The sequence below is a fragment of the Micromonospora yangpuensis genome (assembly GCF_900091615.1).
In the GTDB taxonomy this organism is placed as follows: domain Bacteria; phylum Actinomycetota; class Actinomycetes; order Mycobacteriales; family Micromonosporaceae; genus Micromonospora; species Micromonospora yangpuensis.
Map to the genome: position 1 here is coordinate 2,494,009 of NZ_FMIA01000002.1, position 12,184 is coordinate 2,506,192.

At 71.5% G+C, this 12,184-nt stretch carries 9 protein-coding genes; 3 read left to right on the plus strand and 6 right to left on the minus strand.

Features of this window, described 5'->3' with window-relative positions; all coding sequences use genetic code 11:
- Positions 1–4: 4 nt before the first annotated feature.
- The 5 genes from GA0070617_RS11380 to GA0070617_RS11400 all read right to left on the minus strand — a co-directional run bounded on the left by GA0070617_RS11380 (position 5) and on the right by GA0070617_RS11400 (position 5,636).
- Positions 5–907 (minus strand): SDR family NAD(P)-dependent oxidoreductase, encoded by a 903-nt coding sequence (locus tag GA0070617_RS11380; RefSeq protein WP_175440500.1) that lies wholly within the window; start codon positions 905–907, stop codon positions 5–7.
- Positions 904–2,088, minus strand: coding sequence for a zinc-dependent alcohol dehydrogenase (locus GA0070617_RS11385; RefSeq protein WP_091436274.1), 1,185 nt, complete (start codon positions 2,086–2,088; stop codon positions 904–906). Before GA0070617_RS11385 ends, GA0070617_RS11380 begins: the two co-directional genes overlap by 4 nt.
- Before the next feature lie 160 nt (positions 2,089–2,248).
- Positions 2,249–3,010, minus strand: coding sequence for a succinate dehydrogenase/fumarate reductase iron-sulfur subunit (locus GA0070617_RS11390; protein ID WP_091436275.1), 762 nt, complete (start codon positions 3,008–3,010; stop codon positions 2,249–2,251).
- Positions 3,007–4,944 (minus strand): fumarate reductase/succinate dehydrogenase flavoprotein subunit, encoded by a 1,938-nt coding sequence (locus GA0070617_RS11395; protein WP_091436277.1) that lies wholly within the window; start codon positions 4,942–4,944, stop codon positions 3,007–3,009. The genes GA0070617_RS11390 and GA0070617_RS11395 overlap by 4 nt, the downstream gene beginning before the upstream one ends.
- A gap of 2 nt (positions 4,945–4,946) precedes the next feature.
- Complete coding sequence (locus tag GA0070617_RS11400; protein ID WP_091436279.1) at positions 4,947–5,636, minus strand: succinate dehydrogenase cytochrome b subunit; 690 nt, start codon at positions 5,634–5,636, stop codon at positions 4,947–4,949.
- Between the two features lie 72 nt (positions 5,637–5,708).
- Between GA0070617_RS11400 and GA0070617_RS11405 the strand changes: the two genes are divergently transcribed.
- Both GA0070617_RS11405 and rfbB read left to right on the plus strand, forming a co-directional pair.
- Entirely contained in the window at positions 5,709–6,647 is a 939-nt protein-coding gene (locus GA0070617_RS11405; RefSeq protein ID WP_091436281.1) for a LysR family transcriptional regulator, read from the plus strand.
- 203 nt (positions 6,648–6,850) lie between these two features.
- Positions 6,851–7,897, plus strand: coding sequence for a dTDP-glucose 4,6-dehydratase (gene rfbB, locus GA0070617_RS11410; RefSeq protein WP_091436284.1), 1,047 nt, complete (start codon positions 6,851–6,853; stop codon positions 7,895–7,897).
- Between the two features lie 12 nt (positions 7,898–7,909).
- Here the strand turns inward: rfbB and hrpA are convergent, their stop codons facing one another.
- Entirely contained in the window at positions 7,910–11,944 is a 4,035-nt protein-coding gene (gene hrpA / locus GA0070617_RS11415) for an ATP-dependent RNA helicase HrpA (protein ID WP_091436286.1), read from the minus strand.
- Positions 11,945–11,983: 39 nt separating this feature from the next.
- Between hrpA and GA0070617_RS30510 the strand changes: the two genes are divergently transcribed.
- The gene (locus GA0070617_RS30510; RefSeq protein WP_175440501.1) at positions 11,984–12,151 is read left to right on the plus strand and encodes a hypothetical protein; all 168 of its coding nucleotides are present in this window, start codon (positions 11,984–11,986) and stop codon (positions 12,149–12,151) included.
- Positions 12,152–12,184 lie beyond the last annotated feature (33 nt).

Genomic DNA, 12,184 nt, shown 5'->3' on the forward strand with positions numbered 1-12,184 from the left:
CCGGTCACCCTAGGCGATCCGATCGACGCGCGTGATCCCGTCCGCCCCGCCAGCCGCCGCTTACCGTGCCGCCCGGCGCGGAGGTGAACACCACGCCCTCGTGCGGGGCCACCGGCTCGTCGGTGAGGCCGACCCGCCGCATCAGCGGGCCGACCAGCCGGTCGTACACCCCGGGCAGCACGGTGAAGCCGAATCGCATCAGCACGTTGATCCGCCCGACCGAGACCTCCCGCCGGGGCCGGTCGGCGCTGCGCACGATCGCCCGCGCCACCCGGGAGGCCGAGGAGACCGGCGGGGGCGGGCGGCCGATCCGCCCCAGGTAGTTCGCCGCCCGCTGGTAGACCGGCGTGTCCACGCTGCCCGGACTGACCAGGCAGACCTGGACGCCCGGCAGGTCCCGGCACTCCTGTTGCAGCGCCCGGGCCAGCCCGCGCAGACCCCACTTGCTGGCCACGTACCCGCTCATGTACGGCGCGGTGATGTGCCCCAGCACCGACCCGGTCAGCACCAGGGTGCCGGCACCGGTGGCCCGGAAGAGCCGCAGCGCGCTGCGGGCCACCGCCGCGGCGGCGATCAGGTTGGTCCGGACCACCTGGTCGAACACGTGCTCCGGTTGCCTGTCGAAACGTCCGTACGCCATCACCGCGGCGGTGTGCACCCACACGTCGACGCCACCGAAGGCCTCGGTGGCGGCCCGGGCGAGGGCGTCCGGGGCGCCGGCCTCGGCGATGTCGGTAGGCACCGCGACCACCTGTGCGCCGGCGGCCAGGCACTCGGCGCGTACCTCGGTCAGGGTGTCGGCGTTGCGGGCGGCGAGGACCAGCCGGTCACCGCGCGCGGCGAACGCCCGGGCCGTGGCCCGGCCGATACCGCTCGTCGCGCCGGTGATCACGACCGTCCGACTCACGGCGCGAGCACGACCTTGATGCACCCGTCGCTCTTCTCCTGGAACATCTCGTACGCCTGCGGCGCGTCGAGCAGCGGCACCCGGTGGGTACGCAGATCCTCCACGCCCAGCGGGTCGTCGTCGCCGGCCAGCAGCGGCAGGATCTCGTCGGTCCACCGGCGCACGTGGCACTGGCCCATCCGCAGCTGGATGCCCCGGTCGAACATCTCCATCAGCGGCAGCGGGTCGGCCTCCCCGCCGTACACGCCGGAGATCGAGACGGTGCCGCCCCGGCGGACCGCCTTCAGCGCGGCCTTCAGCACGACCAGCCGGTCCCCGCCCACCTTGTCGATCATCGGCTGGGCGACCGCGTCCGGCAGCAGCCCCGCGGCGGCCTGGGCGAACTTCCCGGTGTTCGAGCCGTGCGCCTCCATCCCGACCGCGTCGATCACCGCGTCCGGCCCCCGCCCGTCGACCAGGTCGATCAGGGCCTCCGGTACGTCGTCGAGCTTGCTCACGTCGAGCACCTCGATGCCGTGCCGGCGGGCCAGCTCCAGCCGCTCCGGCACCAGGTCCAGGCCGATCACCCGGCCGGCGCCCAGGTGCCGGCCGACCCGGGCGCAGAACTGCCCCACCGGTCCGAGCCCGAACACGGCGAGGGTGCCGCCGGGCGGGACGTCGGCGTACTTCACCGCCTGCCAGGCCGTGGGCAGGATGTCGGAGAGGTAGAGGTACCGCTCGTCGGCCCCGGTCTCCGGCACCTTGATCGGCCCGAAGTGCGCCTGTGGCACCCGCAGGTACTCGGCCTGTCCGCCCGGGACGGACCCGTACAGCGAGGTGTAGCCGAACAGGCTGGCACCCTTGCCCTCGGCGGTGACCTGGGTGGTCTCACACTGGGCGTAGAGCTGGCGCTGGCACATCCAGCACGAGCCGCAGGAGATGTTGAACGGGACCACCACCCGGTCGCCCGGCTTGAGGTGGGTCACCCCCGCCCCGACCTCCTCGACGATGCCCATCGGCTCGTGCCCCAGCACGTCACCGGACTTGAGGTACGGCCCGAGCACCTCGTAGAGGTGCAGGTCGGAGCCGCAGATCGCGGTCGAGGTGATCCGGACGACCGCGTCGGTCGGCTCCTCGATGCGCGGGTCCGGAACGTCGGACACCCGGACGTCCCGCTTGCCGTGCCAGGTCAGTGCCTTCATGGTCGTCGTCCCCTCTGTCTGCCGTCGGTGGACTGCTACCCGGCAGCGGGGACTTGAACCGGACCGGTGCCCGGCACCGGGCGCGGACGGACCGACCGCCGCACCCCGGGCGGGGGTACGGCGGTCGGTGGGTCGGTGTCGGCTCCGAGGGGCCTGGCGGTCAGGTGCCCGGGGTGTCGCCCCGCTTGGCGGTGGCCGTCAGGTAGTCCCGGTTGAGCCGGCCGATGGTGCTCAGCGGGATGCCCTTCGGGCAGACCACCGTGCACTCGCCGGCGTTGGTGCAGCCACCGAAGCCGGCCTCGTCGTGCGCGTCGACCATGCCGATCACCCGGGTCTGCCGCTCCGGCTGGCCCTGCGGCAGCAGCGAGAGCTGGGTGACCTTGGCCGCGGTGAAGAGCATCGCCGAGCCGTTCGGGCAGGCCGCGACGCAGGCGCCGCAGCCGATGCAGGCGGCCGACTCGAAGGCGGCGTCGGCGTTGACCTTGGCCACCGGCACCGAGTGCGCCTCGGGCGCGCTGCCGGTCGGCACGGTGATGTACCCGCCGGCGGCGATGATGTCGTCGAAGGCGTCCCGGTTGACCACCAGGTCCTTGATGACCGGGAAGGCGCGGGCCCGCCACGGCTCGATGTCGATCGTCTCGCCGTCGGAGAACTGCCGCATGTGCAACTGGCAGGCGGTGGTGCCGCGCTGCGGCCCGTGCGCGTCCCCGTTGATCATCAGACCGCACATGCCGCAGATGCCCTCGCGGCAGTCGTGGTCGAAGGCCACGGGCTCCTCGCCGGAGAGGATCAGGCGCTCGTTGAGCACGTCGAGCATCTCCAGGAACGACATGTCGGGGGAGACGTCGTCGACCTGGTAGGTGACCATCCGACCCTTGTCCTCGGGGCCGGCCTGGCGCCAGATGCGTAGGGTCAGGTTCACTTGTAGCTCCGCTGCGTCGGGTGAACGTACTCGAACTTCAGGTCTTCCTTGTGCAGCACGGCCGGCGTACCGGTGGCGGTGTACTCCCAGGCCGCCACGTAGGCGAACCGGTCGTCGTCGCGCTGGGCCTCACCGTCGGGGGTCTGGTGCTCGGCCCGGAAGTGGCCGCCACAGGACTCCTCGCGGTGCAGGGCGTCGATGCACATCAGCTCGGCCAGCTCGAAGAAGTCGGCCACCCGGCCGGCCTTCTCCAGTGACTGGTTGAGCCCCTCACCGGAACCGGGCACCTTGACCCGCTGCCAGAACTGGTCGCGCAGCGCCCGGATCTCGTCGATCGCCTTGGCCAGCCCGGCCGCGCTGCGCTCCATGCCGCAGTGCTCCCACATGATCTGGCCCAGCTCCCGGTGGAACGAGTCCACGGTGCGGTCACCGTCGACGGCCAGCAGCCGCCGGACCCGGTCCTCCACCTCGGTACGCGCCTCGACCGCCGACGGGTGACTCGCGTCGACCTTCTCCAGCGGCCCGGTCGCCAGGTAGTGGGCGATCGTGGTGGGCAGCACGAAGTAGCCGTCCGCCAGGCCCTGCATCAGCGCCGACGCGCCGAGCCGGTTCGCGCCGTGGTCGGAGAAGTTCGCCTCACCGATCACGAACAGCCCGGGGATGGTCGACTGGAGGTCGTAGTCGACCCAGAGGCCGCCCATCGTGTAGTGCACGGCGGGGTAGATCCGCATCGGCACCTCGTACGGGTCCTCGCCGGTGATCCGCTCGTACATCTCGAAGAGGTTGCCGTACTTGGCCTCGACGGCCTTGCGGCCGAGCCGGGAGATCGCGTCGGCGAAGTCGAGGTAGACGCCGAGCCTGGTCGGGCCGACGCCACGGCCCTCGTCGCAGACGTTCTTCGCCGCGCGCGAGGCGATGTCCCGGGGGACCAGGTTGCCGAAGGAGGGGTAGATCCGCTCCAGGTAGTAGTCCCGCTCGTCCTCGGGAATGTCCTTCGGGTTGCGCTCGTCGCCCTTGGTCTTGGGCACCCAGACCCGGCCGTCGTTGCGCAGCGACTCGCTCATCAGGGTCAGCTTCGACTGGTGGTCGCCGGAGACCGGGATGCAGGTCGGGTGGATCTGCGTGTAGCAGGGGTTGGCGAAGTACGCGCCCTTGCGGTGGGCCCGCCAGGTCGCGGTGACGTTGCAGCCCTTGGCGTTGGTGGAGAGGTAGAAGACGTTGCCGTACCCACCGGAGGCGAGTACCACCGCGTCGGCCATCTCGGTGCTGATCTCACCGGTGACCATGTCCCGCACCACGATGCCCCGGGCCCGGCCGTCGATCACGACCAGCTCCAGCATCTCGTGCCGGGCGTGCATCTCCACGTTGCCCAGGCCGATCTGCCGCTCCAGGGCCTGGTACGCCCCGAGCAGCAGCTGCTGGCCCGTCTGACCCCGGGCGTAGAAGGTGCGCTGCACCTGCGCACCGCCGAAGGAGCGGGTGTCCAGCAGGCCGCCGTACTCGCGGGCGAACGGCACGCCCTGGGCGACGCACTGGTCGATGATGTTGGTCGAGACCTCGGCCAGCCGGTGCACGTTCGACTCCCGCGAGCGGAAGTCGCCGCCCTTGACGGTGTCGTAGAAGAGCCGGTGCACCGAGTCGCCGTCGTTGCGGTAGTTCTTCGCGGCGTTGATGCCGCCCTGCGCGGCGATGGAGTGCGCCCGACGCGGGCTGTCCTGGTAGCAGTAGCTCTTGACCCGGTAGCCCTGCTCGGCGAGCGTGGCGGCGGCGGAGCCGCCGGCCAGGCCGGTACCCACCACGATGACCGTCATCTTGCGGCGGTTGGCCGGGTTGACCAGCTTGGCCTCGAAGCGGCGGGTCTCCCAGCGCTTCTCGACCGGGCCCTCGGGTGCCTTGGTGTCGGCGATCGGGTCGCCCTCGGTGAACAGTTCCATGGTCAGGACACCAATCCGGTGAGTACGGCGAACGGAACCACCAGGAAGCCGGCGCAGATCACGACGGCGAAGGCCAGGGCCACCGCGCGGGCCCGGCGCTCACCGCCGGGGGTCTGCTGGCCGAGGCTGCGGAGCGCGCTGAACACGCCGTGCCGCAGGTGGAAGCCGAGCGCGACGATCGAGACGGTGTAGAAGAGCGTGACGTACCAGCGCTCCGGTGCGAAGTCCGCGACCACGTTGGCGAACGGCCGGCTGGGGTCACCGACCGGGTTCAGGTGGCCGGTGGTCAGGTCCAGCAGGTGGTAGATCACGAAGAGCAGGATGATCACCCCACCCCAGCGCATCGTCCGGGCGGCGTAGCTGCCCTGGACCTTCTTGCGGTGGGCGTACTTGACCGGGCGGGCGGCGCGGGCGCGCAGCGCGAGCACGGTGGCCGCCCAGATGTGCGCCAGCACGGCGACGACGAGGCCGGCGCGCAGGATCCAGAGCGCCCAGACCCCGGGCAGGGCCGGCTTGCCGAGGTCCCGCAGCCAGTGCGCGTAGTCGTCGAACGACGACGCGCCCGCGAAGACCTTCAGGTTGCCGAGCATGTGTGCGATCAGGAACAGCACCAGGACGATGCCCGACACCGCCATGACGGCCTTCAGGCCGACGTTGGAGCGGATGGGCGACCGGGTTCTCGTGACTACCACAACCACGAAGCTAGGAGTTTCCTGGATCAGTCGTCCAATGCATCGAACTCGCAGCCATGATAGCTATAGGCTATCGAGGTGCAGCTTCATCAGCTGAAGTACTTCGTAGCCGTGGCAGAAGTACGACATTTCACCCAAGCTGCCGATCTCGTCGCCATAACCCAGCCGTCGTTGAGTAAGCAAATTCACGCTTTGGAGGCCGACCTCGGGGCACCGCTCTTCGAGCGGGTACGGGGAAACATCACCCTCACCGCCGCCGGTGAGGTGCTGCTGCCGCTGGCCCGACGGATCCTGGCCGACGTCGACACCGCCACCCGGGAGGTGCAGGAGCTGGTCGGGCTGCGCCGGGGGCGGGTCCGGCTGGGAGCCACCCCGAGCCTGGCCACCGCGCTCGCCCCACCGGTGCTGCGCCGGTTCCGCGACGCCCACCCCACCGTCGACCTCCAGGTCGAGGAGGGCGGCTCCCAGGACCTGGTCCGTCACCTGCTCCGCGGTGACCTGGACCTAGCGCTGATCATCATGCCGGCCCAGGGCGCCGATCCGGCACTGCGGGCCGAGCCGATTCTGCGGGAGAGCCTGGTGGTCGCCTCGGTGGACGAGCTGCCCGCCGCGCGCCCGACCGGCCGGCTGCGGGTGACCGACCTGCGCGACCAGCCGTTGGTGATGTTCCGCGAGGGCTACGACCTGCGCGACGTCACCCTGCAGGCCTGCCGGGAGGCCGGCTTCGAGCCCTCGTTCGCGGTCGACGGCGGGGAGATGGACGCGGTGCTCAGCTTCGTCGAGGCGGGCCTCGGGGTGGCCCTGGTGCCCGGGATCGTCGTGGTGCGCCGCCCCGGGATCCGGGTCACCCCGCTCGCCCCGCCCGGGGTGCAGCGGACCATCGCGGTGGCCCGTCGGCGGGAGGCGGTGCCCACCCACGCCGGGCGGGAGCTGCGCCGGATCCTGCTCGACTACGTACGCGCCGCCACCGAGACCGACGCGCTGCCGCCCGGCGTCGAGCCGCTAGGTTAAATCCCCCTTAAGGTGTCGATATTACCCGCAAGGGCGCTTTGTTCACCTATCGTAGATCCTTGCACGGGGACTAACCTCCCACTTCTCCCATCGAGGCCCAAACCGCACGTGCGGCCGGGGAGTGACGGAGTAACCAGTCCACCCGGCGGGGCCGCGGTGGCCGGACAGACGATGCGCGGGTTCGCGTGGCAGGGAGGCCACAGATGAGAATCCTGGTGACCGGTGGTGCCGGTTTCATCGGGTCGCACTTCACCCGGTGCCTGTTGGACGGGCGTTACCCCGGCTTCGAAGACTGCGCCGTGACCGTGGTGGACAAGCTCACCTACGCCAGTGACCGGCGGAACCTGCCAGCCGTCCATCCCCGACTGACCTTCGTCCGGGGCGACATCTGCGACGTCGCGCTGCTGCGGGAGGTGGTGCCCGGACACGACGCCGTGGTGCACTTCGCGGCCGAGTCGCACGTGGACCGCTCCATCGACGACCCCGCGCCGTTCTTCGAGAGCAACGTGATGGGCACGCACCGGCTGATGGCCGAGTGCGCGCGCAGCGCGGTCGCCCGGGTGGTGCACGTCTCCACCGACGAGGTGTACGGCTCGATCAGCGAGGGCTCCTGGGACGAGCGCTGCGTGCTGGAGCCCAACTCGCCGTACGCGGCGTCCAAGGCGGCCAGTGACGCCGTCGTGCGCTCCTACTGGCGCACGTACGACCTGGACGTCTCGATCACCAGGTGCGCCAACAACTACGGGCCGTACCAGCACGTGGAGAAGGTCATCCCCCGCTTCGTCACCAGCCTGTTCACCGGCCGGGACATCACCCTGCACGGCGACGGCAGCGCGGTACGGGAGTGGCTGCACGTCGACGACCACTGCCGGGCCATCTCCCTGGTGCTGGCCAAGGGGCGCGCCGGTGAGGTCTACAACATCGGCGGTGACGTGGAGCTGACCAACCGGGCGCTGGCCGAGCGGATCCTGCGGCTGGCCGGCGCCGACTGGGACCGGGTCCGGCACGTCGCCGACCGCAAGGTCCAGGACCAGCGGTACTCGCTGGACTTCCGCAAGATCTCCGAAGAGCTGGGTTACCAGCCGCAGATCCGGTTCGCCGACGGCCTGACCGAGGTCTACCACTGGTACCGGGAGAACCGCGCCTGGTGGGCGATGCCGTACCCGGAGCCCCGGTCGACCGCCAACGCCCTGGCCAACTCGGTTCCGGCGCTGCCGGCGGGCCGGGTGCTGCCGGTACAGGTCGGCTGAGCCGGCCGGCGCTCAGCGTCCCTCGGCGTCGTCCATCGCCCGGTAGATCCGTTGCTCCGAGACCGGGTACGGCGTCCCGAGCGCCTGGGCGAAGACGTTCACCCGGAGCTCCTCGATCATCCAGCGGATCTGCCGGACCGCCGCCGAGGACCGCCGGGTCTCCGGTAGCGCGGCGAGCAGGTCGGCGTACTCCTTCTGCACCACCGCGATCCGGTCCTGTTGCGACCTGTCCCGCTGCGGGTTGCCGGCTAGCCGGTCCAGCCGCCGCTCGATGGCGGTCAGGTAGCGCAGCAGGTCGGGCAGGCGGGCGTAGCCGGTCTCGGTGACGAACCCGGCGTGCACCAGTCCGGCCAGTTGCGCCCGGATGTCGGCCAGCGCGGCCACCACGGCCAGGTTCCGCGTCGCGCCGAGCCGCTGTTCGACGGCGTAGGCCGCGGCCAGCACCCGGCGGACCCGGTCCATCACCTCCACCACCGTGTCGACCAGGTCGGCCCGCACCCGGTCGCGCAACGCGGTGAAGCCCGCGGCGTCCCAGGCCGGACCGCCCGCGTCGCCGACCAGCTTGTCGATCGCCGCGCCCGCCGCGTCCTCGATGAGCTGCTGCACGTTGCCGTGCGGGTTGCGGCTCAGCGCCAACTTCGCCTCGTTGCTCAACCGGCCCTGCAGGATCTTCGCCGGAGACGCGACGGTCAACCGCAGCAACCGGCGGGTACCGGCCCAGTGCGCCGCCGCCTGCTCGGCCTCGGAGTCGAAGACCCGGACCCCCACCGTGGTGCCCTCGTCCACCAGCGCCGGGTGGCCGGTCACCGCGAAACCGGCCCGGACCTGCTCGACGGTGCGCGGCAGGGTGCCGATGCTCCACTCCCGCAGCCCGGTACGGGCCACCTCGGGCGCGGCGGCGGCCACCACCTGACGTACCTCCTGACGGAGCTGGCGTTGCAGCGCCGGCAGGTCCTTGCCCTCGGCGACCGGCTTGTCCTCCTCGCCGATCACCCGGAAGGTGACCCGCAGGTGCGGCGGGAGCCGGCTCAGGTCCCACGCGTCGGCGGGCACGCTCACCCCGGTCATCCGGCGCAGCTCGCGGGTGAGCGCGGTGAGCAGCGACTCCTCGCCGGGCCTGATCGCCGCCAGCGCCGCCCGCGCGTGGTCGGGCACCGGGACGAAGTTGCGGCGTACCGCCTTGGGCAGCGACCGGATCAGCGCGACGACCAGCTCCTCCCGCAGCCCCGGCACCTGCCAGTCGAAGCTCTCCGCCGGCACCTGGTTGAGCATCGGCAGCGGGATGTCGACGGTCACCCCGTCGGTCGACGTGCCCGGCTCGAACCGGTAGGTCAACGGCAGCGCCACCGGACCGGCGCGCCACTGGTCCGGGTAGTCCTGCTCGTCCACCCCGCCCCGGCCGGCGTTGACCAGCAGCTCACGGGTGAAGGTGAGCAGCTCGGGCCGCTCCCGCCGGGTGGTCTTCCACCAGGCGTCGAAGTGCCGGCCGGAAACCACGTCGGCGGGGATCCGCTCGTCGTAGAACTGGAACACCGTCTCGTCGTCGACCAGGATGTCCCGGCGGCGGGCCCGGTTCTCCAGCTCCTCGATCTCGGCCAGCAGCCGGCGGTTGTCCCGCAGGAACTGGTGGTGGCTCTGCCAGTCCCCCTCGACCAGGGCGTGCCGGATGAACAGCTCCCGGCTCAGGCCCGCATCGATCCGGCCGAAGTTCACCTTGCGGGCGCTGACCAGCGGGACGCCGTACAGGGTCACCTTCTCGTAGGCCAGCACCGCGGCCTGCTTCTTCTCCCAGTGCGGCTCGCTGTAGCTGCGTTTGACCAGGTGTTGGGCGAGCGGCTCGACCCACTCCGGCTCGACCCGCCCGGCGACCCGACCCCAGAGCCGGGAGGTCTCCACCAGCTCGGCGGCCATCACCCAGCGGGGTGGCTTCTTGAACAGCGCCGAGCCGGGGAAGAGCGCGAACTTGGCCCCCCGGGCGCCCAGGTACTCGTGCTTCTGCGCGTCCTTGAGCCCGACGTGGGAGAGCAGCCCGGCCAGCAGCGACTGGTGCACCTTCGGGGTGTCGATCTCCTCCGGCAGGTCCGCGCCGCCGGCCCGCCGGCCGCCGTCGGCCGCCGGGTTCTCCGCGCCCCGCCGGCCCCGCCGCCCGGCACCCCCCTCCGGGGTACGCCCCACCTGACGCAGCTGGCTGACGATGTCCTGCCACTCGCGTACCCGCAGGTAGTTGAGGTACTCGGCGCGGCACATCCGGCGGAACGCGCTGGAGGAGAGGGCGCGTTGCTGCTCGCGCAGGTACCGCCAGAGGTTGAGCAGCGCGACGAAGTCCGACTCGGCGTCGGCGAACCGGGCGTGCGCCTGGTCGGCCTGGGCCTGCTTCTCCGCCGGCCGTTCGCGGGGATCCTGGATGGAGAGCGCGGCGGCGATCACCATCACCTCGGTGCCGCAGCCGTTGCGCTCGCCCTCCAGCACCATCCGGGCCAGCCGGGGGTCCACCGGGAGCTGGGCCAGCCGCCGGCCCAGCGGGGTGAGCCGCTTGTCCGGGTCGGTCTCGGTCGGATCCAGCGCGCCCAGCTCGTGCAGCAGGTTGACCCCGTCGGTGACGTTGCGCCGGTCCGGCGGGTCGACGAACGGGAACGCGGCGATGTCACCGAGCCCGATCGAGGTCATCTGGAGGATCACCGAGGCCAGGTTGGTCCGCAGGATCTCCGGGTCGGTGAACTCGGGGCGGCTGGCGAAGTCCTGCTCGTCGTAGAGGCGGATGCAGATGCCGTCCGAGGTCCGCCCGCAGCGGCCCTTGCGCTGGTTGGCCGAGGCCTGCGACACCGCCTCGATCGGCAGCCGCTGCACCTTCAACCGGCTGGAGTACCGCGAGATCCGGGCGGTGCCCGGGTCCACCACGTACTTGATCCCCGGTACGGTCAGCGAGGTCTCCGCCACGTTGGTGGCCAGTACCACCCGGCGGTTGCTGTGCGCGGCGAAGACCCGGTGCTGCTCGGCGGCGGAGAGCCGGGCGTACAGCGGCAGGATCTCGGTGCCCAGCAGCGACCGCTTCGACTGGACCAGCCTGCCCAGCGCCTCGGCGGTGTCCCGGATCTCCCGCTCGCCGCTGAGGAAGACCAGCACGTCACCGGGGCCCTCGGCGGCCAGCTCCTCGACCGCGTCGCCGATGGCCTGGATCTGGTCCCGGACGTTCTCGCCGTCCTCGTCCGCCTCGTCCCCGGTCACCTCGACCAACGGCCGGTAGCGCACCTCGACCGGGTACGTCCGACCGGAGACCTCGACCACCGGCGCCGGCTTCCCGTCGGCGTCGGCGAAGTGCTGGGCGAACCGGTCGGTCTCGATGGTCGCCGAGGTGATGATCACCTTCAGGTCGGGTCGGCGGGGCAGCAGCTGCCGCAGGTACCCGAGGATGAAGTCGATGTTGAGGCTGCGCTCGTGCGCCTCGTCGATGATCAGGGTGTCGTACCGGCGCAGCATCCGGTCGGTCTGCAGCTCGGCCAGCAGGATGCCGTCGGTCATCAGCTTGACCAGGCTGCGGTCGCTCACCTGGTCGGTGAAGCGGACCTTGTACCCGACCACGTCGCCCAGCTCGGTGCCGAGTTCCTCGGCGATCCGGTCGGCGACGGTCCGGGCCGCCAGCCGGCGGGGCTGGGTGTGGCCGATCAGCCCGGACACCCCACGCCCCAGCTCCAGACAGATCTTGGGCAGCTGGGTGGTCTTGCCGGAGCCGGTCTCGCCGGCCACGATCACCACCTGGTGGTCGCGGATGGCGGCGGCGATGTCGTCCCGGCGTTCGCTCACCGGCAACCCGGCAGGGTAGGTCACCGCCGGAACGGCTGCCTGCCGGGCCGCCAGCCGGGCCTCGGCCCGACCCACCTCGGCGGTGATCTCGGCAAGCGTGTCGGCGCGCCGCTGCGGATCGCGCAGGCGCTTGACGCCGTCGAGCCGCCGGCGCAGCCGACGTTGGTCGTCGAAGATCAGAGGGGCGAGGCGACGGTGCAGCTCGCGAACCGTGTCGGTCGCGGCCGGTGCGGGTGGAGTCTGCATGACGTCGCCAAGGATAGGCAGCCCGGCCCGGTACCGCCCGTGGGTTACCGGTTCGGCGTCACCGAACCGCCTGCGATCGGCACGGCCGATGTCACCGAACCGCCTGCGATCGGCACGGCCGATGTCGCCGAACCGCCTGCGATCGGCGCGGCCGATGTCGCCGAACCGCCCGCGGTCGGCCGGGCATCGACCAGTTCCGCCGTCTAGAGTGGGCCACCGACCGAGTCGATCGTGGGGACG

Bases quoted from the DNA above. Each gene is read 5' to 3' on its own strand.
- GA0070617_RS11385 (WP_091436274.1), bottom strand. From the start codon at position 2,088: ATGAAGGCACTGACCTGGCACGGCAAGCGGGACGTCCGGGTGTCCGAC.
- GA0070617_RS11395 (WP_091436277.1), bottom strand. From the start codon at position 4,944: ATGGAACTGTTCACCGAGGGCGACCCGATCGCCGACACCAAGGCACCC.
- rfbB (WP_091436284.1), top strand. From the start codon at position 6,851: ATGAGAATCCTGGTGACCGGTGGTGCCGGTTTCATCGGGTCGCACTTC.
- hrpA (WP_091436286.1), bottom strand. From the start codon at position 11,944: ATGCAGACTCCACCCGCACCGGCCGCGACCGACACGGTTCGCGAGCTG.